Here is a 24,589-nt window from a genome sequence, read left to right as displayed (position 1 = left end):
TGAATAGGGGGAAATGAGCGGAATGGGCATCGATATTGATATTATTTTTAAAATTGCGGGTGTTGGACTGATTGTCGCTTTCATTCATACGATTCTCGATCAAGTTGGCAAGAAGGAGTATTCACAATGGGTAATCTTGGTCAGCTTTATTTATATTTTGTTCAATGTTGCCCAAGTTGTCGGGCAGCTGATTGACCGGATTAAATCCGTATTCCTATTTCAATAGAAGCTTGGGGTGATGAGCCATCGAAATGCTGCAAATAACCGGTGTAGCCCTGATTGGGGCGTTCCTTGCCATGATTATAAAGGAGCAAAAGCCAAATCTCGCCTTTTTGCTTGTTGTCTTTGTTGGAAGCTCAATCTTTTTATTCCTAGTCGACAAAATTTACGAAATCATCCAAATGGTTCAACAATTGGCCGTAAACGCCAATGTGAACATGGTGTATTTATCAACTGTACTGAAAATTATCGGAATTGCCTATATCGCGGAGTTTACGTCTCAAATCACGAAGGATGCCGGGATGGGGGCGATTGCCTCCAAGATTGAGCTCGCAGGAAAAATTCTTATCCTGACGATGGCAATCCCAATCTTGAGCGTAATTATCGAGAGCATCATCCAGATGATCCCGAATTAACTCCCGGATTGGGAAGCAATTAAAGGGGCTGAATATTTATATGAAGCATTTTTTGCGGACAAGCATTCTACTCTTCATTCTTCTATTTCTTTGCAGCTATAGCCAGCAAGTGTTGGCTGCCCCGGGAACAACGACCGTAAACACGCAGCAAGAGGAGGCGGTTGAAACATTCGGTGTGGAGGACATACCGCTTGATGACTTAAAACAGTTTTGGGATTCGGTCTATGACCAATATGGCGGTTTTCTTCCAGAATCTCAAAAAGGGAGTTTCTTCGATTTCATCAGCGGCGAAAAAAAATTCACCTTTAAGGAGTGGCTTTCTGGAATCCTTCAGTTTATCTTTCATGAGTTAATCGCGAATGGAAAGCTGCTTGGAACGCTCATTCTGCTGACGGTGTTCAGTGTCTTTCTCCAATCTTTGCAAAGTACCTTTGAGAAGACATCTGTCAGCAAGGTGGCAAACTCGATTGTTTTTATGGTTTTAATGATTATTGCACTGAACAGTTTCTATGTGGCAGTCAATTATGTCACCTCGACAATTTCACAGATTACCGATTTTCTGATTGCACTAGTGCCGCTACTATTAGCTCTGATTGCAAGCTCAGGCGGCGTCCTCTCTGCGGCCTTCTTTCATCCGATGCTCTTATTCCTCATGAACACGAGCGGTGCCCTGATTGAGTACATCGTCCTGCCGCTGCTCTTCCTCTCAACCTTACTGAGCATTGTCAGCATGCTGTCAGAGCATTATAAGGTGACCCAGCTGGCCGGACTGTTACGAACATGGAGCGTTGGTCTTTTAGGAATTTTCATGACTGTTTTTCTTGGTGTGATCTCGGTTCAAGGAATTTCAACAGCGGTTGCTGATGGAATCGGCCTGCGTACGGCTAAATTCCTGGCAGGAAATTTCATCCCGGTCATCGGACGGATGTTCACGGACGCTGCGGATACAGTCATAGGGGCATCTCTGCTCTTAAAGAACACAGTCGGAATTGCTGGTGTGGTCATGCTTTTGATTATGGCTGCATTTCCTGCTTTGAAGATCCTGTTGATTGCTCTCGTTTATAAATTTGCCGCTGCCATCTTACAACCTCTTGGGGCAGGTCCCATTATTAAATGCTTAGATGTGATTGGCAAGAATATCATTTATGTCTTTGCTGCATTGGCCATTGTCAGTCTTATGTTCTTTCTGACGGTCACGGTAATTGTTGCTGCTGGAAATGTCACAATGATGGTTCGATAGGAGGGAGCTGTCCATGTCTTTTTTGACAACATGGGTGACCAATATTATTGTTTTCATCTTATTTGCTGTTGTGCTGGACATGCTCCTTCCCAATTCATCGATGCAGAAGTACACCAAGCTTGTGGTTGGGTTATTGCTGACAGCCATCTTTTTAACCCCGATTCTTACCTTGCTTAAGCAGGACTTCACCAGTGATATTCAGCATAAAATCATGTCCAACGGGGTTTGGGGCAATCAGGAAATGGAAAATTCGCTGGAATCGAAGAAAAAAGAAATAGAAGAGACGCAGCAAGCATATATATTGGAACAGATGGCTGTCCAACTGAAAAGTGAAGCAGAAAAGGAGCTGACAGAAGGGAGTGGGTACGAAATCAAAGATGTGGAGATCCGGCTCATCAATCCTAAAGGGGAGATGAAGGAGGAAAACATCGAGTCCATTCATGTCACCCTCGTAGAACAGAGCAAGGAAGAGGCAGAGGGTGTACAACCTGTAGAGAAGGTTGACATTGACTTAGAAGAACAACAATCGCTTATAACTGCACCTTCACCCCAGATACAGGAAATTTTGTCGGAGAAATGGGGAGTTAGCAGCAGTAAATTAATAATCGAAATCAATGAAGGGGGTGATGGTCTTTGAATAAAGAAAAACTGAACAAACTCAAAGGGATGTTTATGAAACAGGATGGAGACGGAAAGAAACCGCCATATCGGAATATTGCCATCCTGCTTCTGGCCGGCATCCTGCTGATGGTCAGCAGCCTGTTTATCAATCGGGGGGATGAGACAAAGGACAAGACCAACGCGGTGTTTGAGGCGGCCAGCAAGGAAGTGAAGGAGGACGCAGCTGAAACATTCGGCTCCGGCAATTCCAAGAAAACCGGCACGATTGCTTCTATTGAGAAAGCTTATGAAAGCGAGCTGAAGGACACCCTTGAGACGATGAATGGAGTTTCTAATGTATCCGTGATTGTCAATGTCGACTCGACGGAGGAAAAAGTGTATGAGAAAAATGCCGTATCCCAGCATCAGATCACGGAGGAAACTGACCGTGACGGGGGAGAAAGAAAGGTAGAGGATTTCTCAACCGATGAGAAGGTTGTCATCATCCGGGAAGGTGACAAGGAGGTCCCGCTTGTTCAGCAAACAAAAAAACCCACCATCAGGGGAGTACTGATTGTTGCCAAGGGAGCAGATAATATCAGCATAAAAAAGGAAATAGTAGAAGCTGTCACACGCGTGCTTGATGTACCAAGCCATCGTGTTGCTGTTAGTGCCAAAAAATAACGAAATAAGAGGAGGAACTATCCGTGTTGCTAAGAAAACAAACAGTATGGTTGTTGACAATGTTAAGTTTGGTGGCGGTCTTGAGTGTCTACTATATTACTTCTCCGCAGGAAACTACTGTGAATCAGGAAGCACAGGAGGAGACGGAAAACGGAAAAGGCGGGGATAGCGGCAATGCTGAACAATCCACTGTCGTATCTAATGAGGCAAGTGATTCTGCGTTTGAGGCGATGCGCATGGACTTGAATGATGAGCGCAGCAAGGAGAAGGAACAGCTGACTGAAAAGGTAGCATCAAGCGATCTGTCAGAGGAAGAGCGGGTTGACGCGCATGAGCAGATTGAGCAGCTGGATGAATTGTCGACAAAAGAGGATATGCTTGAATCAATGATTGTCGCCTTGGGATATAAGGATGCGTTAGTGAGAGCAGACAACAACCAAATCCAAATCACTGTTAAAGCAGAGAAGCCTAATGCTGAGGCTGCTAACAAAATCATTCAAATGGTCACTAAGGAAATCGGCAAGACAAATGCTGTTGCAGTAGAATTTCAGCCGGAAAAATAAATCAATAAAACTGTTGAATGAACAGGTGGAAAGGCCGATTTGGTTTTTCAATCTGTTTTTTCTTTTTGGAGTAAATGTTTCGGCCGGCTGTGTGAAGGAGCGTATAACAAACCTTGCAGGGAATTAGCGTATGTACCCTCCCGCTCCATCTTGGCCGTTATTACGTAATTAATCTTTATTATATCTTTTCGAATAGGCTAATAATGCCGCCTAACTGTTTTTCTGCGAAAGAGTAAGGTGGCTAGGCAGTCATGAGAGGGTGAAAAAAATTATAAAAGTGTAGAGTTATGTGTCAAAAGTATTTTTTGACATTTACTATTTATATAACAATATTTTTTAATGATAATCATTATATTTATATATAAAATTTTGGCAGTTTTAAAGCAGAGAAGTTCCTGGGCTGCTGATATCAGTCTTTTAACCGTTCACTTTTCTGCCAAAAAATATTATGATAGGCTTATATGGTATTTTTTACATATTCATGCTTTTATGAATTATTTTGTAAATAACTAGGAGGGCTGAATCTTGATGAAGGTACAGGAAATACGTGAAATCATTAGATTAATCGATCAAACAAGTATTGATGAATTTGTCTTTGAACAAGAGGGAACCAGACTTGAAATCAAAAGAGGGGCAAAGGAAAAACTTGAAGCCGCCTCAGCTCCTGTTCCAGAAGTTGTGAAAGCTCCAGCTGCCCAAGCAGAAATGCCTAAGCCTGCCGAAGCACCGGCAGCAAGCCCGGCGCCAATACAGTCAGGTGAAGCATCCGTGCCTGAGGCCAATGATGAGACAAGCTATCATAAGATTACGTCCCCAATGGTTGGAACCTTTTACAAGGCCTCCTCACCTGATGATGATCCATTTGTGAAGGTTGGAGACCGAGTAGGGAACGAATCCGTTGTCTGCATCGTTGAAGCAATGAAATTATTTAATGAAATTGAAGCGGAAGTATCCGGTGAAATCAAGGAAATTCTTGTAGAGGACGGCCAATTGGTTGAATACGGACAGCCTTTATTCTTGGTAAAACCCGAATAGGAGGAACAAGATGATTAAAAAAGTTCTAATTGCCAATCGGGGCGAAATAGCGGTCCGAATTATTCGGGCATGTAAAGAAATGGACATTGAGACAGTTGCGGTTTATTCAGAGGCAGACAAGACAGCCTTGCATGTACAATTAGCGGATGAAGCTTACTGTATTGGTCCGACCACATCAAAAGACAGCTATTTAAATACAACAAATATTATAAGCCTGGCGAAGCTGACAGACTGTGATGCCATTCATCCGGGATACGGATTTTTGGCAGAAAACGCTGATTTCGCTGATATGTGTGAAGAGTGTCATTTAACCTTTATCGGTCCATCCTCTGAGGCCATTTCAAAAATGGGGACGAAGGATGTAGCCCGTGAGACAATGCGAGCGGCTGGTGTTCCAATCGTTCCCGGCTCAAGAGGGATTGTTGAGGACGAGGAGGCAGCTGTTAAAACAGCTGAGAGCATTGGCTATCCGGTCATCATTAAAGCGACAGCCGGCGGCGGCGGCAAAGGGATCCGGGTGGCGAAGGATGTGGATGAACTTCGGAAGGGTTATCGAATCACAAGGCAGGAGGCAGCAACAGCCTTCGGCAATCCTGGTGTATATTTAGAGAAATTCATTGAGGATTTCAGACATGTGGAAATCCAGGTACTTGGTGATCATTATGGCAATGTCATTCATCTTGGAGAGCGTGATTGCTCTATTCAAAGACGGCTCCAGAAATTGCTTGAGGAAACTCCTTCACCAGCCATTGACAGCGAGATGCGTGATGAAATGGGACAGGCAGCCGTCACTGCTGCGAAGGCTGTACAATATTCCGGTGCCGGTACGGTTGAATTCATTTATGATCATGTAAACCGTAAGTTTTATTTCATGGAGATGAATACGCGTATCCAGGTTGAGCATCCTGTAACAGAAATGGTGACAGGGATTGACTTAATCAAGGAGCAGATTCTTGTTGCATCTGGCGAGAAATTAACCATTCAGCAAGAAGATGTACAAATGAATGGATGGGCGATCGAATGCCGTATAAATGCGGAGAATCCGGAGAAGAAATTCATGCCGTCAGCAGGCATGGTGGATATGTATCTTCCTCCTGGAGGCTTTGGCGTCCGGGTTGATTCGGCAGTGTATACCGGTTATTCTATCCCGCCGTTTTACGATTCTATGGTCGCTAAATTAATCGTCCATGCACCATCAAGGGAAGAAGCAATCAAGAAAATGAAAAGAGCCTTGGATGAGTTTGTCGTAAAAGGTATTGATACGACAATCCCTTTTCATTTAAAATTATTAAATCATGATGTTTTTGTTTCTGGTGATTTTAATACGAAATTCCTTGAAACTTACGACGTGATGAACTCATAATAGAGTAGATGATTTGGAGGTGTTAGACATGAGTGAAAATCATGCATTGGAAATGGATGGATATGATGGCGGTTTAGGCAAGGTTGAAATTGCCCCTGAAGTCATTGAAGTAATTGCTGGTTTAGCTGCTTCAGAAGTGGAAGGAATCGCACAAATGAGAGGGAATTTCGCTTCAGGCGTTGTCGAAAAGCTAGGAAAGAAAAACCACGGAAAAGGCGTCAAGGTTGAGCTTAGTGAAGATGGCATTAAAATAGATGTGTATTGCCTGGTGAAATTCGGAATCTCCATCCCGAAAGTTGCGCAGGAAGCACAGGATAATATCCGCCAAACGTTACTTAATATGACTGCGCTCGATGCGAATGAAGTAAACATTCACATTGTCGGCGTACAATTTGAGACAGCAAAAGCTGAACCTGAAGTAGAAGAACAGCATTAAGAACATCCATAAGAGACCATGGCCCTTTTTATAGGGACCTGGTCTCTTATTGTATGTATACGGATGAACGGAGGCGGGAATACTTCATGCGGAGATTCTGTCGTCCATGAGAAAAGAATTTGATGCAGCAATTTCCAAAAAGATGACCGCACACTACCTTTCAAGGGCTTGATGTGTTATTATCTTCATATATGAAATGAAGTGCGAGCAGATGCTTCGCATTTTTAGACAAAGGAGTAATAGTAATTCATGAAACGCAGAGAGGCAAGAGAAAAGGCTCTTCAAGCTCTTTTTCAAATAGATGTAGGGAAAGTCGAAAAAGAAACAGCGCTGGAGCATGTAATTGAAGAATCTGAAGCAGATTCTTATCTAATGGAATTGGTAGACGGCGCAACAGACCATGCAGCTGAGGTTGATCGGATGATTGAGTCGAACCTGGAGAACTGGAAGCTGGACCGTTTATCGAATATTGACCGTAATATCCTTCGATTGACAACATATGAGCTTCTATACAGCAAGGATGTTCCGCAAAATGCTGCCATCAATGAAGCTATTGAATTGGCTAAGCTGTTTGGTGATGACCAATCGCCGAAATTCGTGAACGCTGTTTTATCTAAGATTAAGAATTCTTTATAAAGCTTTGCTATAAATAGAGAGTGAATTAAGGGGGAGCAGGAGTCATGCCAGCAAACATATTAGACGGAAAAGCCATATCGGCCTCTATTAGAGAGGACATTGCCAAGGAGGTTGAAATACTGAAGGGCAAAGGGGTAACCCCGGGGCTTGCAGTTATATTAGTTGGAGATGACCAAGCTTCTCATACATATGTCAGGAACAAGGAAAAGGCTTGTGAACAGCTTGGGATGTACTCGGAGCTTATCAAGCTTCCTGCCTCTGTCACGGAAGAGGAATTGCTTGGTCGTTTACGTGAATTAAATGCTGATCCAAGGATAAACGGCATATTGGTTCAATTGCCATTGCCAAAGCACATTGATGAAAAGCTCGTCATCGAAACCATTGACCCTGCAAAGGATGTCGATGGCTTCCATCCTATTAATATTGGGCGCATGATGACGAAACAAGAAGCTCTTCTTCCGTGTACGCCATTTGGCATTCTGAAGATGGTAAAGGAAACGGGAATTGACATTAAAGGAAAGCATGTCGTTGTTATCGGCCGAAGCAATATTGTCGGTAAGCCGGTTGGACAGCTTTTCCTTAATGAGGATGCAACAGTTACCTACTGTCATTCCAGAACGAAGGATTTGAGAGCCTTCACCACTCAAGCGGATATATTGATCGCCGCTGTCGGGGTCGCAAAAATGGTTAAAGCGGAGGATGTCAAAGAGGGAGCAATCGTCATTGATGTCGGCATGAACCGGGATGAGGAAAATAAGCTTTGCGGGGATGTTGATTACACGGATGTCGCCCCTAAGGCCTCCTACATTACCCCTGTGCCAGGCGGTGTAGGACCAATGACCATCACGATGCTGATGTACAATACTGTTCAGGCAGCAAAGATGGTCCAAAAGCAATCATAAATTTCAATGTTACCTGAAAGCTGCCGGAAATTGCTATAATGAGATTTGCGGCAGCTTTTTTTCTATGGATGAATATTATGCCAAGGAGGCCATGCCAATGGACAAAAATCAATATTTAACAGTGGCCGCCCTCACGAAATACATTAAGCGCAAGTTTGATGCAGACCCTAATTTAGATAATATTTATTTGAAAGGGGAAATCTCAAACTTCAAAAGGCATTCAAGCGGACATATGTATCTAACGTTAAAGGATGAGAAATCACGCATTAATGCTGTCATGTTCGCTCAATCGGCAAGAGGGCTTGCCTTTGACCCTGAGAATGGGATGAAGGTGCTTTTGCGAGGAGAGGTCCGTGTATACGAGCCGACAGGCGGCTATCAAATGTACATAAAAGAAATGATGCCTGATGGAATTGGAGAATTATTTATCGCTTATGAGCAATTGAAGAAAAAGCTCGAGCAGGAAGGTCTTTTCGACATTCGGCATAAACAGCCAATTCCAGCATTTCCAGCGAGAATCGGAGTCATTACCTCCCCGACTGGAGCAGCGATAAGAGACATCATCACGACCCTAAAGAGGCGTTACCCAATTGGAGAGGTCCTCATTTTCCCTGCACTCGTCCAAGGACAACAGGCAGCGCCGTCCATCGTTAACGCCATTGAGACGGCGAATCAGCATCCAATTGATGTCTTGATTGTCGGGCGCGGAGGCGGGTCTATCGAGGAGCTATGGGCCTTTAATGAGGAACCTGTCGCCCGAGCCATCTTTAATTCACAGATTCCGGTTATCTCAGCTGTCGGACATGAAACAGATACGACGATCAGTGACTTCGTTGCTGACCTGAGGGCACCGACACCAACAGGGGCAGCGGAAATGGCTGCACCAAAGGTGAGTGATATCGCTGAGAGAATCAAGATGATGGAAGCAAAAATCAGCCGCTATACAACGCAACGTATTGAAAGTGAAAAGAAACGACTCGTGTCAATAGAAAAATCTTATGCCTTTAAATACCCGCATCTGCTGTATCAGCAAAAGATGGAACAGCTGGACCGAGTGACGGAGCGGATTGCACGCAACAGTACACTTTACTTTGAACGTAAAGGAGACAAGCTCGAGCACTTGGCGAAGATGATTGAACGTCATAATCCGCTGAGCACAATCTCGAAGAAATCAGCGGATATCATACAGCTGCAGGGACGAATGACAAGGGCAGAGGCAGCCATTATTCGGAGTAAGCAGCAGGCATACTTAAACAGGGTGTCTCTCTTAAAGGCTGTGAGTCCGCTCAAGATTATGGAGAAAGGCTTCGGCCTTGTTTATAATGAGCAGGATGAACTGATTAAGACAAGGGATTCGGTGAAGGCCGGCGATCGATTGACCGTTGTCATCCAGGACGGAAAGCTGGATTGTACCGTTAATGAGATTAGGGAGAGTGATTCCAATGACTAAGGAACAGTCAAACATTACTTTTGAGGAAGCGATGGAAAAGCTTGAAAAAATCGTAGGGCGTTTAGAGGATGGAGAGGTGCCGCTGGAGGAATCCATTAATCTTTATAAAGAGGGAATGGAATTATCCAAATGGTGCCATGATAAGCTAAAGACCGCCGAGGAGCAGCTTACGCTTATCATGAAAGACGATGCGTTAAAACCATTCTCTATTGAAGAGGAGGAATAAGCGTGGCAGAGCTGCTGGAGGCCTTTTCTCGAGAATATAAGCGAAAGATTGAAGAGAGAATGAAGGGTATTGTCTCTGATTTGAATACGCCTGAAAACCTAAGGTCTGCCATGAATTATTCATTGGAGGCAGGAGGGAAAAGACTTCGCCCGCTGCTTGTTCTTGCTGTATTGCGTGCATTTGGGAAAAATCCGCTGATTGGTCTTGATACGGCCTGTGCGATTGAAATGATTCATACGTATTCATTAATACATGACGATTTGCCGAGCATGGATGACGACGACCTGCGCCGAGGTAAGCCGACTAATCATAAGGTGTATGGCGAGGCAACAGCGATCCTTGCTGGCGATGGATTACTCACCCTAGCTTTTGGGGTGATTGCTAACCAAGAGCAAGCTCGGCAGAACCCGGCCGTTGCCCTTGAATTGGTTGCTGAGCTTTCCAAGGCTGCGGGTGCAGAAGGAATGGTCGGCGGGCAGGTTGCTGATATGGAAGGTGAAATGAGGAACTTGAGTTTATCAGAGCTTGAATACATCCATGTACATAAAACTGGTAAACTGTTATCCTACAGCATTCTTGCAGGGGCCATTTTAGCTGGTGCAGATGATTGGGAGAAGGAGCATTTGCAGACGTATGCCCATCATCTTGGACTTGCCTTTCAAATCAGGGACGATATCCTCGATATCGAAGGAAGCGAAAGCAAGATTGGCAAGCCGGTGGGAAGTGATGAAACGAATCATAAGAGCACCTATCCTTCTCTCCTTTCCATGGAGGGGGCTAAGGAGAAGCTGGGTTTCCATGTTAATATGGCAAATGAAGCGCTCGGAAATACTAATTTCCAAGCCGGCATATTAGCTGAAATGCTGGAATTAGTTGCAAAAAGAGACCATTGATTGCCCATCGTTTCCACTGACATCCACTTACGTCCATTTAAGTTGTGTGCTATACTAATTGTACATTTCGAGTGGTGCAGTATTCTAGTCGGTCTACCGTTCTGGAGGGTGAGGCTAAAAATTCACTAGAGGGCACATCGATGAAGTTCGTTGGATTGGCTCGGAGCGCCCAGCTTTGGGTCGGTCCAGGGAGTAAGGAATTAGGGCGATCCACAATGGCATGTGGGCGATGACCCTGATTCCGCGGAGGCTTTATTCTCCTTTTGCAAGGGGGATATTGAAAAACCTGCATATCAGGAAACTGCGTGCAGCGTAGCCTGCCTTGAGTGAAGTATGAGGGGATTGCGTACTAGGCATATACATCAGTTGGCCATTGATATATTTGCTGGTCTGTCATGCATGAAATCTGCTTTGCAAAAGAGGCTAAGGAATTGGTTAAAGGCCGCCGGGGAAATCCCCTAGACTGTTCGTTCAATGACATATATAGAGGATTAAGGTGCGGACTAAGTGGCAATCCAGTCCAGCTTTCGGAGACGGGGCTGAGTTGGCTTTAAAGGGAAACCGCCGAGATGGCGACATTCGGCAGCTGATTGGGAAATCCTACTGGACCTAAGCCGTAAAATTAACTCTATTTATGGCCACTCGTTTCTATACGAAAAGAACAAAGCTTGCGCTTAGCAAGCTTTATTTTACATACAGGATGTGTCTTACTTACAACATGAAGGAAACTCTAAAGAAGACAGCGAAATGGACAATTACGATCTCAATCATTACATTTATATTAGCAGCTATCTTTACCGTGGCCTCTACGCTTTCCTTAAAGGGGGTAAGCTTTAGTGTTGGTCTTGCGATTGTACTTGTCATTGTACTAATTGGCATATTCTTTGATATGATTGGAATTGCAGCAACCGCCGCAGATGAAACGCCCTTTCATGCAATGGCATCGAAGCGGATTCACGGCGCGAAGCATTCCATTCGGATTATACGGAATGCAGACCGATTCGCGAGCTTTTGCAATGATGTGATTGGTGATATCTCTGGGATTGTAAGCGGGACAGCGGCTGCCCTCGTTATTACGCAGCTGGCTCTTCGTTTCCAATGGGGCGAAGCGTCTCCATCAGAGAGTATCAGTTCCATCGTTCTGACGAGTACGATCGCAGCATTAACCGTCGGAGGCAAAGCGATGGGAAAGACATTTGCCATCCAGCATTCTAAAGATATTATCTTTGGAGTCGGAAAAATGTTATCCTTTCTTGAGCGAAACTTCCAAATTGTTATAATAAAAGAAAATAGGGGCAAAACGACTCAAAAGAATACGAAACGAAAGTGAGTGATCCTGTTGGATCTATTGTCTATAAAGGACCCATCTTTTTTAAAGAAGATGACAAACGCAGAACTTGAAGCGTTGTCACAGGAAATAAGAACATTTTTGATTGAGCAGCTGTCAAAGACCGGCGGGCATATCGGCCCAAACCTAGGGGTAGTTGAACTTACCATTGCCTTGCATAAGGAGTTTAACAGCCCAAAGGATAAATTGTTATGGGATGTCGGCCACCAAAGCTATGTACACAAAATATTGACCGGACGCGCAAGCCAATTTGATACACTCCGTCAATACAAAGGACTGTGCGGCTTTCCAAAGATGAACGAAAGCAAGCATGATGTATGGGAAACAGGTCATAGCTCAACCTCCTTGTCGGCGGCGATGGGAATGGCCATTGCCCGGGATTTAAAAAAGGAGAAAAGCTATATTGTGCCTATTATCGGAGATGGTGCCCTGACAGGCGGCATGGCGCTTGAAGCCCTTAATCATATCGGCCATGAGAAAAAGGATATGATTGTGGTCCTAAATGATAATGAAATGTCTATCGCACCGAATGTCGGTGCCCTGCACTCCATTCTTGGCCGGATGAGAACAGCCGGGAAGTATAATTATGTCAAAGACGAACTGGAGCTTCTTCTTAAGAAAATCCCTGCAGTCGGCGGTAAGCTTGCAACTACAGCTGAACGCGTGAAGGATTCCCTTAAGTATCTCTTAGTGAGCGGAATGTTTTTCGAGGAGCTTGGGTTTACGTATCTCGGACCTGTTGATGGACATAACTTTGATGAATTATCTGAAAACCTAAAATATGCTAAAAAGACGAAAGGCCCTGTTTTGCTTCATGTGATTACGAAGAAGGGCAAAGGCTATGATCCTGCTGAAACGGATGCCGTAGGAACTTGGCATGGGACGGGTCCATATAAGATGGAAACTGGGGACATTATTAAGGAAGTCAATGCTCCTCCAGCTTGGAGTGCACTCGTCAGTGAAACTGTCAGACGGCTTGCACGCGAGGATGACCGTATAGTTGCCATTACACCGGCGATGCCGGTAGGCTCTAAGCTTCTTGGGTTTGCTAGTGAATTCCCGGATAGAATGTTTGATGTCGGCATTGCGGAGCAGCATGCCACCACCGTTGCAGCCGGGCTTGCGACTCAAGGGATGAAGCCATTTTTAGCCATCTATTCTACGTTCCTTCAGCGTGCCTATGACCAAATGCTGCATGACATTTGCCGCCAGAAATTAAATGTCTTTGTCGGGATCGATCGTGCCGGCCTTGTCGGTGCTGATGGAGAGACACATCAAGGGGTATTTGATATATCCTTCCTGCGTTCAATGCCGAATCTAGTGCTGATGATGCCTAAAGATGAGAATGAAGGGCAGCATATGGTTAATACAGCTATTAAATATAATGATGGTCCAATCGCGATGCGCTTCCCAAGAGGAAATGGTCTTGGTGTTGAGATGGATGAAGAATTAGAAATTATTCCAATCGGCACATGGGAAGTCCTTCGAGAAGGGAAGGATGCTGTTATTTTAACATTTGGAACGACTATTCCAATGGCGCTTGAAGCGGCAGAGGCAATGGCTCAGAAAGGCGTACAAGTTAAGGTCGTCAATGCTCGTTTCATCAAACCGCTTGATGCAGCTATGCTCTCTGAAATCTTGGCATCCAATCTTCCAATTCTCACTATTGAGGAGGCTGTCCTTGAAGGCGGGTTTGGCAGTGCCGTTTTAGAATTCGCTGAGGAGCACAGCTTTTCCCAAGCATATATTAAACGGATGGGAATTCCTGATGAATTTGTTGAACATGGCAGCGTAAGCAGGCTTCTTGCAGATATTCACTTGACTACAGAAGCTGCCATTGAACATTTAACGAAAATGACCTATAAAGAAACGAAAAAGGCGTATTAAAAATGAAAAAAGAACGAATTGATGTTTTATTAGTAGAAAGAGGCCTTGCTGAGACAAGGGAAAAGGCAAAAAGGGCAGTGATGGCAGGCTTGGTTTATTCCAATGAACTTCGGATGGATAAGCCTGGTGAAAAGATTGCCCAGGATGCCCCTCTTACCATAAAAGGACAGGTCATGCCCTATGTATCAAGGGGCGGATACAAGCTTGAAAAAGCCTTGTCCGAATTTGATTTATCTGTAAAGGATAAATTAATGATTGATATTGGCTCCTCCACTGGCGGATTCACCGATTGCGCCCTGCAAAATGGGGCCAAGAAATCCTATGCGGTGGATGTAGGATATAATCAGCTTGCCTGGAAGCTTCGCAATGACGAGCGTGTTATTGTCATGGAAAGAACGAATTTCCGTCATTCTGTTCCGGAGGACTTTACCGAGGGAATGCCTGAATTTGCCTCTATTGATGTTTCGTTTATTTCTTTGCGGCTAATCCTTCCAGCCTTAAAAAGGATATTAGTACCTGGGGGAGATGTTGTCTGCCTTGTGAAACCACAGTTTGAGGCAGGACGCGAGCAAGTAGGAAAGAAAGGAATTGTTCGTGACAAGAAGGTGCATTTGCAGGTTGTAGAGGATATGCGTGACTTTGTGGTAAGTGAGGGTTATATTCTGAAGGAGGCAACCTACAGTCCTATTACGGGTGGAGACGGGAATATTGAATTCTTATTCCATCTATACTGGCCGGGTGAAGACAAAGAGCTGACAGCCGATTTGCCTCATATAGACTTGGCTGAAGTCGTCGAGGAAGCTCATCAGACCTTAAAAGCAAAGAACGAAGAATCCTAATATAGAGATATCTATTCCCCCGCCGGCGTTTGTGCCGCGGGGGTTTGCTTTGTATACATCCTATGCATAAAAATACATGTACATTTACGACAAAATCCGCTAACATTAAGGGAGACGAAAGATCAACGTATAATGAGGGGTGTCAAAACCATGAATAAGGGACAAAGACATATAAAAATCCGCGATATCATTGCGAATAACAATATAGAGACACAGGATGATTTAGTTGATATTTTACGTGCTGAAGGGGTAAATGTAACCCAAGCAACCGTTTCAAGGGATATCAAGGAATTACATTTAGCGAAGGTACCTATGCAGGATGGGCGTTATAAATACAGTCTGCCTGCAGATCAGCGCTTCAACCCTTTGCAGAAATTAAAGCGGTCATTAATGGATGCCTTCGTTCGGATCGATTCTGCTAATAATCTGTTAGTTATGAAAACTTTGCCTGGCAATGCACAAGCTATTGGTGCGCTCATTGACAATTTGGATTGGGAAGAGATTCTTGGAACCATCTGTGGAGATGATACATGCTTAATTATTTGCCGGGAAAAGGAACAGGCAGATATTATAACAGAACGTTTCTTAGACATGTTGTAGAAAGTGGGATGAAAATATGTTATTGGAGCTATCCATTCGTAATTTCGCCATCATAGAGAAGCAGACTCTCGCTCTTCATCAAGGGCTGACAGTCCTGACAGGGGAAACTGGCGCAGGGAAGTCGATTATTATCGATGCCATTCAATTGTTAGTGGGAGGAAGAGGGTCAGCAGAGTTCATCCGTCACGGAGAAGACAAAGCAGAAATTGAAGGTTTTTTCCAATTACCTGACAATTCGCACCCGGCAATTTTAAAAGCACAGGAATTTGGCATTGAGTCAGAAGACAATGCAATCATCATTCAGCGTGCCATGTATATGTCCAGTAAAAGTATATGCCGTATAAACGGCAAGATGGTTACGATTTCAACGTTGAGAGAAATAGGGCGTAAGCTGATTGATATTCATGGCCAGCATGAGCATCAGGAGCTAATGGACCCCGATTATCACCTGCCGCTTCTTGATGAGTTCGGTGGACATGAAATCAATGAGGCTCTTGGGGAATATAAGCACCATTACAAGCAATACCATGAAACAAGACAATCGCTTAATAAACTGAGCGAAAATGAGCAAACGATGGCCCATCGGCTTGATTTGATCCAATTCCAATACAATGAGATAAAGAATGCGGGTCTTGAGCCTGATGAAGAAGACAGGCTGCTTGAAGAAAGGCAGAAGCTCAGCAATTTCGAGAGAGTCCATCAGAGCTTGAATAATGCTTATGGCTCCCTCAACAACGAGAATACCGGCCTTGACTGGGTTGGAAATGCGATGACAGAGCTCGAGAGAATTGAAAGCTTGGATGAAGAGTACCGGCAATTATCAGAAACAGTCAAGAATGCCTTTTATTTGTTGGAGGATGCGAAAAGCTCGGTTCGTACGCAGCTCGATATGCTTGAGTATGAACCGGAACGGCTGCATGATATAGAAGCCCGTTTGAATGAAATCAATCACCTGAAACGGAAATATGGCAATACAATTGATAAGATTCTTGAATATGGTGCGGCCATTGAAGAAGAAATAGACACGATATTAAACAGGGAAAGCCATATTGAGAAGCTGTCTAAACAGCTGGATTCTATAAAGAAGGAAGTACTGCTTGCTGGTGCTGAATTGACGGATAGAAGGAAGAAATACGCCATGTCCTTGACAGATGCCATTCATCAAGAGCTCAAGGAGCTATATATGGATAAAGCTGTATTTGATGTTCGATTCCTTGAACTGAAGGAATATGATGATTCCATTCATGAAAACGGATTGGATACAGTTGAATTTTATATATCCGCCAACCCGGGTGAACCTTTGAAGCCGCTTTCGAAAACTGCTTCAGGCGGGGAGCTTTCAAGAATTATGCTTGCCTTGAAGAATATTTTCTCCAAGCATCAAGGAATTACATCCATTATCTTTGATGAGGTGGATACAGGTGTCAGCGGGAGAGTTGCGCAGGCGATTGCTGAGAAGATCTATCGAGTCTCGAACGGTTCGCAGGTCCTTTGCATCAGCCATTTACCGCAGGTCGCCGCTATGGCTGATACTCATTTGTTCATTTCCAAGGAAATTATTGAAGGAAGAACGAAAACAAGCGTGAAACCTCTTGAGAAAGCGGAGCGTGTGGAAGAAATCGGCCGCATGATTTCTGGGAAGGAGCTCACATCCTTGACTGAGGAGCATGTCCGGGAAATGCTTGATCAGGCGGAACATATTAAAGCTGCTATGGTATAAGAAAAGCTTATGGCGGAGAAACTGAATAGATAGGAATAATCACGGAAAACTGATGAATCCCTTCATCAGTTTTTTGTTATTCATGATGTTATTCCTATCCAGAATGGGCAGCTTTTTATTTGCAGGGAAGGTTATAAAGAAGCCCTCTCCCGGAAAAATTAAAGACGTAGCCAAAGAAACGAGGAGTGTGGATGGATGAAAAGAATACCATTAAGAAAAACAGCTGGTATAATCCTCCTTGTTTCATTGTTAGCGATTTTCTTTAGCCACCCATTACAACAATATTTTGCAATTCCCACCCATGTAACCCTTTTTGAAGGACAAGAAAAAGCTTTAACGAAGAGTGATCTGCTGAAGGCAGAAGTGGTCTCTGCCAGCAACAGCGTGTCGATTGCAAAAGAGTCAGATGCATTAAGCATCCATGCAGCAAAAAGTGGATACGATCAAGTTGTCCTGAATATTGCAGGTATCCCGGTCAAGAAAATGAATATCGAGGTTTTGAAGGATTTTAAGGTCATTCCAGGAGGCCAATCGATTGGCGTGAAATTAAATACGCTTGGCGTGCTGGTCGTCGGACATCACCAAATAACAACTGAAAAGGGCGCTCTGTCCCCGGGCGAAATTGCCGGGATTAAGGTCGGAGATATCATTATGGCCATAAACGGACAGAAAATCACGAAAATGCAGGATGTAGCCCCGTTCGTCAACGGATATCGAGGATCTGCAGAACCTTTGGTTGTAGATATATTTCGTGATAATGAAAAGATTACCAGGAAGATTGAGCCTTTAAAAGATAAAAACGAGGAAGTATATAAGCTTGGTCTCTATATTCGCGATTCTGCGGCAGGAATCGGAACGATGACCTTCTATCACCCGGAAACAAGGAAATACGGAGCATTGGGACATGTCATCTCTGATATGGATACAAAGAAACCGATTGTGGTGAAGGATGGGCAGATTGTGAAATCTACCGTCACCTCGATCGAAAAGGGAAGCAACGGAAATCCAGGTGAAAAGCTGGCCCGGTTCGCGGCTGATCGTGAAGTGATTGGGAATATCACTCGTAATTCCCCATTCGGTATTTTCGGCCGTTTGACAAAGCAGATGGAAAACGGCATTAAGAACACACCACTTCCAATCGCTTTATCCAATGAGGTAGAAGAAGGTCCGGCAGAGATTTATACAGTTGTGGAAGGAAATAAGGTTGAAAAGTTCGGGATTGAAATTATCAGTACTATACCTCAAAAGTTTCCTGCAACAAAGGGCATGGTTCTGAAGGTGACAGACAAAAGATTATTGAGCAAGACCGGAGGAATCGTCCAAGGAATGAGCGGAAGTCCAATCATTCAAAAGGGAAAAGTTGTTGGAGCGGTTACGCATGTATTCGTCAATGACCCGACAAGCGGGTACGGGGTTCATATTGAATGGATGCTCAACGAAGCAGGTATAGATATTTATCAAAAGGACTCGAAAGCAGGTTGATTAAAACCTGCTTTTTTTTAGTCGAAACAGAGCGTTTTCACAGTGGATTCGACAAATTTGGATGGAAGTTTGTAAAAAGATGTGAAAAAGGTCGAAAATAGGAGTAAACAAAAGAGAAACTTGTTTAAATCATTCTTTTTAAGCATTTTTTGATTTTTAGGTACTTTTTATATTGCAATGTCGAATATCTCGGTTAGAATAAAGTATAGAAATACTAGTAAATATAGGAAAATGAGTTTTGAGGAGGATATCTGGTTGAAAAAAATAAAAGTATGTATTGTTGATGATAATCGTGAACTTGTTGCTTTATTGGAAGAGTATATTAGTGAACAGCCGGATATGGAAGTGCTCGGGGTAGCCCATAATGGCCAGGATTGCCTGAGTATGCTTGAACAAGTAAGTCCAGACGTGTTGGTCCTTGATATCATTATGCCGCATTTAGATGGTTTGGCTGTTTTGGAAAGAATAAAGGACTCTCAAAAAGGCACTTCTATTCCGAATGTCATCATGCTGACTGCTTTTGGCCAGGAGGACGTGACAAAAAAAGCGGTAGAGCTTGGTGCTTCCTATTTCATCCTGAAGCCATTTGATATGGAAAACCTCGTCAATCATATTAGGCAATCCGGTGAAAAAGGCGCTGGAATTGCACGTTCAAACAGCTATGCCCCGAGGCAGCCTGTAGAGTCGAAACCAATTAACTTAGATGCGAGTATCACTAGTATTATCCATGAGATTGGTGTACCGGCACATATCAAGGGCTATCTGTACTTAAGAGAAGCTATTTCTATGGTATACAATGATATCGAGCTGTTAGGGTCCATCACAAAGGTCCTCTATCCTGATATTGCCAAGAAATACAATACAACTGCAAGCCGGGTGGAACGGGCTATCCGTCATGCAATTGAAGTGGCATGGAGCAGGGGGAATATTGAATCCATCTCTTCATTATTTGGCTATACAGTCAGCATGACAAAGGCGAAACCCACCAATTCAGAATTCATTGCGATGGTGGCTGATAAACTCCGCCTTGAACATAAAGCCTCATAAGCCGTTATGCCTCGCATTTATGATGAATAAATACTTAAAACGCTATCAAACTTTATGCAAAAGCACCATTACTGCCGAATTGTGATATTATGCGGTAATAATGGTGTTTTTTATTGTATGCTAGAGAGGAATGAACTAGAGAGAACGGAGGTTTTTTCGTGACACTTATATTTGGACATAGGGGATATGCGGCCCTCTATCCCGAGAATACGATGATATCGTTTAAGGAGGCTCTAAATGCAGGTGCGGACGGAATTGAGCTTGATGTGCAGCTGAGTCTGGACGGTGAATTAGTCGTGATTCATGATCCAACAGTTGACCGTACGACAGATGGAACGGGCTCTGTCCGTGAGTTATCGCTTGAAGAGTTAAGGAAACTAAATGCAGCGAATAATTCCAAGACAGTGGAATTTGCGGGAATCCCGACATTAAGAGAAGTGATGGAATGGCTGTCTGGAACGAATCTCCTCCTGAATATTGAATTGAAGAATGCAATCTATCCATATGAGGGGATGGAGGAGAAAGTGATTGAGCTGATACGAGAATTTGGTTTGGAGGATAGGGTCATTCTTTCTTCCTTCAATCATTACAGTCTTGTTTATTGCTACCGGCTTGCACCCGATATTGAGACGGCCCCTTTATACTCAGATGGACTTTATATGCCATGGGTGTATGCGGAATCGATTCGGGCAAAATCGATCCACCCAAAATTTCGCGCAGCACCTGATGGAATAATCAAGCAATGCCAGGAAGCAGGAATAGCGGTGAGACCTTATACGGTAAACCGAAAAGGGGATATGAAACGCTTATTTAAGGCAGGCTGCTCTGCTTTTATCACGGATGACCCCGACCTCGCCATCCAGCTGCGGAAGGATTATGAATGACATAGGGGTTTGGAGGAATGTCAGTTTACCGTTTATTTTGCGGGCTTTCTTTCTTCTTGTCTTCCTTGTCGATTCCGTTTCGGATATCGTCGGAAGGTTTAAAAAAAGAAATCTGATAAACCGACATACATAGCGAGTGAACCCCTTTCCGACATATAGAGGCTTGCATGGCCAAGAAATATGTAGGGAATATAGGTATAATGGACTATTTCTTTTTCGGGATGGACGAAAATAAAACCCGGCAATTGAGGCTCGACCTCTTTGCCGGGTTTATTTTTGGACAGGGCGTCTTTTGAAGCGATCCTGCACATTATTTCGTTTGCGATCTCGATAAAAAATAAATCCTCCAATAAAGGCTAAGCCGCCAGCAAACAAGAAAAAACCTACTAAAAATTGTACCCATAAAGCGGGTAAGAGAGGACTTAATTTCCCAAAAAGCATATCTCTCATCCACTTGATACCAAGTGCCGTGCAAAAGCCCGGAATCAATAAAAGGATAAACGCAACCGCACGCTGCATTTCATTTCACCCTCACCTAATGAAAGTATCTTACTTATTCATCTTTATAAAATTCGGAAGTTATGTCAAGTTTTTTCAGGATAAATATGGTAGTATTAATGTGAAAAAAATTGCATGCCGAGAGAAGCTTGGGGGGAGTACATGGAAAGAACAGTGCTGATTATCGGAGCAGGGAATGGAGGAACAGCTATTCTCAACTTCCTGCTGATGGCGAAGGATTACCGCGTAATCGGCGTCATTGATTCTAACCCGGATGCAGAAGGAATGAAGCTCGCACGCATATATCAGATTGAAACAGCAAGCAGCTGGTCTCGTTTGATTAAGCATCCGCCTGATATCATTTTTGAAGTAACAGGCAATGATAACGTCTATCAAGAAATTGCTCGTGAGAAGGAAGAAGAGACCATCCTAGTTCAGGGACGGGTTGCCTTTATTCTGGCAAACCTCATCCAGGAAAAAGAGGAATTAATGAAGAAATCCCAGGAAGAGGCATACTTGCGCGAGCTCGTTTTTAACATCTCGGATAATGGAATGATTGTGATCAATAAAGATGAACAAGTTGTTTTCTTTAATCAAGAAGCGGAGAATTTAACAGGAATAAAGGCAGAGAACGCCGTTGGATATTCTATACAAGCGGTTATGCCCGCCTCTTCTCTCCCTCGCATTATCCGAACAGCAATGACAGAGAGCAATCAGCGGGCAAGGCTTGATAATGGACGGGACATTCTTACGACAAGGATGCCCATCAAGAATGAACAAGGGGAGATCTTAGGCGCATTTGCCATTTTCAAAGGTATTACAGAAATGACCCGTCTTGCAGAAGAAATCACGAATTTAAAGCATATCCAAAAAATGCTTGAAGCAATCATTCATTCAAGCGATGATGCTATTTCTGTTGTCGATGAAAAGGGTGCAGGGCTCTTGATAAACCCAGCATATTCAAGGATTACCGGTCTCGAGGAATCAGATGTAATCGGCAAGCCTGCGACAGCAGACATCGTTGAAGGCGAGAGCATGCATATGCAGGTACTAAAAACCCAGAAGCCGGTTCGTGGAGCACGGATGAAGGTTGGTCCGGCTAAGCGGGATGTGATCGTTAATGTGGCGCCGATCATGGTAAACGGCGAGCTGAAGGGCAGTGTCGGGGTCATCCATGATTTATCCGAGATCCAGAACTTAACGAAGGAACTGCAGCGCGCTCGTCAAATGATTCGCAAGATTGAAGCAAAGTATACCTTTGACGATATCATTGGTGAATCAAAGGAAATGAGCCTATGCCTTGAACAAGCCAGGCTGTATGCGCGAACCTCTGCAACTGTCTTATTAAGAGGGGAATCGGGGACGGGCAAGGAATTATTTGCCCATGCAATCCATAATGCCAGCGATCGTAAATATAACCAATTTGTTCGTGTGAATTGTGCAGCAATCGCAGAATCCCTGCTTGAAAGCGAGTTGTTTGGCTATGAGGAGGGAGCCTTCTCCGGGGCTAAAAGAGGCGGAAAGAAAGGCTTTTTCGAGGAGGCTCATAAAGGGAGTATTTTCTTAGATGAGATTGGCGAACTAACTCCCGGTACACAGGCGAAATTACTCCGTGTACTTCAGGAGGGAGAAATCCTGCGCGTAGGTGGAACGAAACCGATTCAAATTGATGTACGGGTTATTGCTGCAACCAATGTCAATTTGGAGAAAGCCATTGCAAATGGGACATTTCGGGAGGATTTGTATTACCGAATAAACCGGATGCCCATCTATATACCGCCGCTGAGGGAAAGACCAAGGGATATAGCCCCTCTCAGCATTCATCTGCTTAAGAAGCTGAACGAAGAATATGGCCGTGATATTAAGACAATCAGCCCGGATGCCATTCAGGTTCTTGAAGGGTATAGCTGGCCAGGGAATGTACGGGAGCTGGAGAATATCCTGGGCAGAGCTATTATTTTCATGGATATGCATGAACGAATGCTTCAGAAAACCCATTTACCCTCTTTGTTTTTGAAAAATGAACAATATGAGGAACGTAATCAAGAACATATCCGATTGGAAAACTCAGTGAGTCTGGCTGAACAGCTGGCAAATGTTGAAAAAGAAATCATCCAAAGGACGTTAAAAGAGCTGCATGGCAATAAAACGGCGACTGCCCGGCAATTGGGTCTTTCCATACGAAACCTATACTATAAATTAACGAAATATAATTCAGAATAATTTTGCGTGCAAAAATTTTCATTTTTGAAATAAATTGCACGATTATTATATTATCTATATTCTTTTATTGAAGCATGATGGTTTTGGCATGATTCTTGCATTATTTATTATTGGCTTTCCGGAAAAGTAATATTTTCTCAAAATACAAAAAAGAGAACCGGAGTCTGCTAGACTTTGAAGAAGATGAGAGGGGAAATGACAGATGGAGCTTTTCAAATATATGGAGCAATATGATTATGAGCAATTATTATTTGTACAGGATAGGCAATCTGGATTGAAGGCCATCATCGCTATTCATGATACAACGCTAGGGCCAGCTCTTGGCGGCACAAGAATGTGGACATATGAATCAGAGGATGCAGCTATTGAGGATGCCCTGCGTCTTGCTAAAGGGATGACGTATAAGAATGCTGCTGCAGGCCTAAACCTTGGAGGAGGGAAAACCGTCATAATTGGCGATCCGCGCAAGGACAAGAACGAAGAAATGTTTCGTGCGTTCGGCCGTTATATCCAAGGGCTTAATGGTCGTTATATCACGGCTGAGGATGTAGGCACGACAGTAGCTGATATGGATATTATCCATGAAGAGACGGATTATGTTACAGGTATCTCTCCGGCATTTGGTTCATCTGGCAATCCATCTCCAGTAACGGCATTTGGTGTTTACCGCGGGATGAAAGCAGCCGCTAAGGAAGCGTTTGGTACAGACTCTCTTGAAGGAAAAGTCATCGCGGTCCAAGGTGTAGGCAATGTAGCCTTTAATTTATGCAAGCATCTGCATGAAGAGGGAGCTCAATTGATCGTAACCGACATCAACAAAGATAGCGTTCAAATGGCTGTAGAACAATTTGGTGCCAAAGCCGTTGACCCTAATGAGATTTATGGTGTTGACTGTGACATTTATGCTCCATGTGCACTAGGGGCAACGATTAATGATTACACAATTCCGCAATTAAAGGCGAAGGTCATTGCCGGTGCGGCCAATAATCAACTCAAAGAAACAAGACATGGCGATGCCATCCATGAGATGGGGATTGTTTATGCTCCAGATTATGTCATCAATGCCGGCGGAGTCATCAATGTAGCTGATGAGCTCTATGGCTACAATCAAGAGCGCGCATTAAAGAAGGTAGAGCTGATTTACAATAATATTGAACGAGTTATCGAAATTGCCAAACGTGACGGAATTCCAACCTATATGGCAGCAGACCGTATGGCTGAGGAGCGAATTGAAAAGCTCAAGAATTCAAGAAGCCAATTTCTCATGAATGGGCGTCATATTTTAAATCGTCGCCGCTAAAAGAGATGATAGTCCTTCATCTCTTGGAGGCTGTCAGGATTGAACATAGATAATGACGCCGCCAAATAGGCGGCGATTCATACAGGGAAGGGTGTCTT

The 24,589-nt window shown here is 43.8% G+C and carries 25 protein-coding genes; 24 read left to right on the top strand and 1 reads right to left on the bottom strand.

From position 1 onward, the window contains the following. Positions 1 to 22: 22 nt before the first annotated feature. From spoIIIAC to ACY8DX_RS15090, 22 genes are all read left to right on the top strand, one after another. Positions 23 to 226 carry a stage III sporulation protein AC gene (gene spoIIIAC, locus ACY8DX_RS15195; RefSeq protein WP_049670184.1) on the top strand — a complete coding sequence of 68 codons (204 nt, stop codon included), beginning with the start codon at positions 23 to 25 and terminating at the stop codon, positions 224 to 226. Positions 227 to 251: 25 nt separating this feature from the next. Further along, positions 252 to 635: a stage III sporulation protein AD gene (spoIIIAD, locus tag ACY8DX_RS15190; RefSeq protein WP_049670185.1), complete on the top strand. Its 384-nt coding sequence runs from the start codon at positions 252 to 254 to the stop codon at positions 633 to 635. A 40-nt stretch (positions 636 to 675) separates the two neighbouring features. Then, complete coding sequence (spoIIIAE, locus tag ACY8DX_RS15185) at positions 676 to 1,875, top strand: stage III sporulation protein AE (RefSeq protein ID WP_462405552.1); 1,200 nt, start codon at positions 676 to 678, stop codon at positions 1,873 to 1,875. 13 nt (positions 1,876 to 1,888) lie between these two features. Then, positions 1,889 to 2,512, top strand: a complete 624-nt coding sequence (spoIIIAF, locus tag ACY8DX_RS15180; RefSeq protein WP_462405551.1) for a stage III sporulation protein AF — start codon at positions 1,889 to 1,891, stop codon at positions 2,510 to 2,512. 29 nt (positions 2,513 to 2,541) lie between these two features. Next, positions 2,542 to 3,159: a stage III sporulation protein AG gene (gene spoIIIAG, locus ACY8DX_RS15175; protein ID WP_439802918.1), complete on the top strand. Its 618-nt coding sequence runs from the start codon at positions 2,542 to 2,544 to the stop codon at positions 3,157 to 3,159. Between the two features lie 23 nt (positions 3,160 to 3,182). After that, entirely contained in the window at positions 3,183 to 3,722 is a 540-nt protein-coding gene (locus ACY8DX_RS15170) for a SpoIIIAH-like family protein (protein ID WP_049670188.1), read from the top strand. Between the two features lie 528 nt (positions 3,723 to 4,250). Beyond that, positions 4,251 to 4,757: an acetyl-CoA carboxylase biotin carboxyl carrier protein gene (gene accB, locus ACY8DX_RS15165; protein WP_462406958.1), complete on the top strand. Its 507-nt coding sequence runs from the start codon at positions 4,251 to 4,253 to the stop codon at positions 4,755 to 4,757. A gap of 10 nt (positions 4,758 to 4,767) precedes the next feature. After that, positions 4,768 to 6,120: an acetyl-CoA carboxylase biotin carboxylase subunit gene (gene accC / locus ACY8DX_RS15160; protein WP_439802914.1), complete on the top strand. Its 1,353-nt coding sequence runs from the start codon at positions 4,768 to 4,770 to the stop codon at positions 6,118 to 6,120. A gap of 28 nt (positions 6,121 to 6,148) precedes the next feature. Next, positions 6,149 to 6,556, top strand: coding sequence for an Asp23/Gls24 family envelope stress response protein (locus ACY8DX_RS15155; RefSeq protein WP_049670190.1), 408 nt, complete (start codon positions 6,149 to 6,151; stop codon positions 6,554 to 6,556). Positions 6,557 to 6,805: 249 nt separating this feature from the next. Beyond that, positions 6,806 to 7,192: a transcription antitermination factor NusB gene (nusB, locus tag ACY8DX_RS15150; protein ID WP_049670191.1), complete on the top strand. Its 387-nt coding sequence runs from the start codon at positions 6,806 to 6,808 to the stop codon at positions 7,190 to 7,192. 44 nt (positions 7,193 to 7,236) lie between these two features. Further along, positions 7,237 to 8,094, top strand: coding sequence for a bifunctional methylenetetrahydrofolate dehydrogenase/methenyltetrahydrofolate cyclohydrolase FolD (gene folD / locus ACY8DX_RS15145; protein ID WP_049670192.1), 858 nt, complete (start codon positions 7,237 to 7,239; stop codon positions 8,092 to 8,094). Positions 8,095 to 8,191: 97 nt separating this feature from the next. Next, positions 8,192 to 9,544: an exodeoxyribonuclease VII large subunit gene (gene xseA / locus ACY8DX_RS15140; RefSeq protein ID WP_049670193.1), complete on the top strand. Its 1,353-nt coding sequence runs from the start codon at positions 8,192 to 8,194 to the stop codon at positions 9,542 to 9,544. Continuing rightward, a complete protein-coding gene (xseB, locus tag ACY8DX_RS15135; protein WP_049670194.1) occupies positions 9,537 to 9,770 on the top strand; it encodes an exodeoxyribonuclease VII small subunit in 234 nt (77 codons plus the stop codon). Before xseA ends, xseB begins: the two co-directional genes overlap by 8 nt. A 2-nt stretch (positions 9,771 to 9,772) precedes the next feature. Beyond that, positions 9,773 to 10,663 carry a polyprenyl synthetase family protein gene (locus tag ACY8DX_RS15130; RefSeq protein WP_049670195.1) on the top strand — a complete coding sequence of 297 codons (891 nt, stop codon included), beginning with the start codon at positions 9,773 to 9,775 and terminating at the stop codon, positions 10,661 to 10,663. Positions 10,664 to 11,381: 718 nt separating this feature from the next. Then, a complete protein-coding gene (locus ACY8DX_RS15125; protein WP_049670196.1) occupies positions 11,382 to 11,993 on the top strand; it encodes a hypothetical protein in 612 nt (203 codons plus the stop codon). 9 nt (positions 11,994 to 12,002) lie between these two features. Beyond that, positions 12,003 to 13,898 carry a 1-deoxy-D-xylulose-5-phosphate synthase gene (gene dxs, locus ACY8DX_RS15120; RefSeq protein WP_049672816.1) on the top strand — a complete coding sequence of 632 codons (1,896 nt, stop codon included), beginning with the start codon at positions 12,003 to 12,005 and terminating at the stop codon, positions 13,896 to 13,898. Between the two features lie 2 nt (positions 13,899 to 13,900). Further along, complete coding sequence (locus ACY8DX_RS15115; protein WP_049670197.1) at positions 13,901 to 14,737, top strand: TlyA family RNA methyltransferase; 837 nt, start codon at positions 13,901 to 13,903, stop codon at positions 14,735 to 14,737. 150 nt (positions 14,738 to 14,887) lie between these two features. Then, on the top strand, positions 14,888 to 15,337 hold the full coding sequence (ahrC, locus tag ACY8DX_RS15110; RefSeq protein WP_049670198.1) for a transcriptional regulator AhrC/ArgR: 450 nt from the start codon (positions 14,888 to 14,890) through the stop codon (positions 15,335 to 15,337). A 16-nt stretch (positions 15,338 to 15,353) separates the two neighbouring features. Further along, positions 15,354 to 17,057 carry a DNA repair protein RecN gene (gene recN / locus ACY8DX_RS15105; RefSeq protein ID WP_462405550.1) on the top strand — a complete coding sequence of 568 codons (1,704 nt, stop codon included), beginning with the start codon at positions 15,354 to 15,356 and terminating at the stop codon, positions 17,055 to 17,057. A 195-nt stretch (positions 17,058 to 17,252) separates the two neighbouring features. Beyond that, the gene (spoIVB, locus tag ACY8DX_RS15100; RefSeq protein WP_049670200.1) at positions 17,253 to 18,539 is read left to right on the top strand and encodes a SpoIVB peptidase; all 1,287 of its coding nucleotides are present in this window, start codon (positions 17,253 to 17,255) and stop codon (positions 18,537 to 18,539) included. Positions 18,540 to 18,794: 255 nt separating this feature from the next. Beyond that, positions 18,795 to 19,586 (top strand): sporulation transcription factor Spo0A, encoded by a 792-nt coding sequence (gene spo0A / locus ACY8DX_RS15095; protein WP_462405549.1) that lies wholly within the window; start codon positions 18,795 to 18,797, stop codon positions 19,584 to 19,586. A 158-nt stretch (positions 19,587 to 19,744) separates the two neighbouring features. Further along, positions 19,745 to 20,470 carry a glycerophosphodiester phosphodiesterase gene (locus ACY8DX_RS15090; RefSeq protein ID WP_049670202.1) on the top strand — a complete coding sequence of 242 codons (726 nt, stop codon included), beginning with the start codon at positions 19,745 to 19,747 and terminating at the stop codon, positions 20,468 to 20,470. Positions 20,471 to 20,740: 270 nt separating this feature from the next. On the opposite strand, the gene ACY8DX_RS15085 is transcribed toward ACY8DX_RS15090, so the two are convergent. Continuing rightward, positions 20,741 to 20,989, bottom strand: coding sequence for a DUF2627 domain-containing protein (locus ACY8DX_RS15085; RefSeq protein ID WP_049670203.1), 249 nt, complete (start codon positions 20,987 to 20,989; stop codon positions 20,741 to 20,743). 141 nt (positions 20,990 to 21,130) lie between these two features. Here ACY8DX_RS15085 and ACY8DX_RS15080 point away from each other — a divergent pair, with 141 nt between their 5' ends. Both ACY8DX_RS15080 and bcd read left to right on the top strand, forming a co-directional pair. Beyond that, positions 21,131 to 23,191, top strand: coding sequence for a sigma 54-interacting transcriptional regulator (locus tag ACY8DX_RS15080; RefSeq protein WP_049670204.1), 2,061 nt, complete (start codon positions 21,131 to 21,133; stop codon positions 23,189 to 23,191). 202 nt (positions 23,192 to 23,393) lie between these two features. Further along, on the top strand, positions 23,394 to 24,491 hold the full coding sequence (gene bcd, locus ACY8DX_RS15075; protein ID WP_049670205.1) for a branched-chain amino acid dehydrogenase: 1,098 nt from the start codon (positions 23,394 to 23,396) through the stop codon (positions 24,489 to 24,491). Positions 24,492 to 24,589 lie beyond the last annotated feature (98 nt).

This window comes from Gracilibacillus sp. Marseille-QA3620 (genome assembly GCF_054950035.1).
This window is presented reverse-complemented; position numbering and strand designations above follow the sequence as displayed.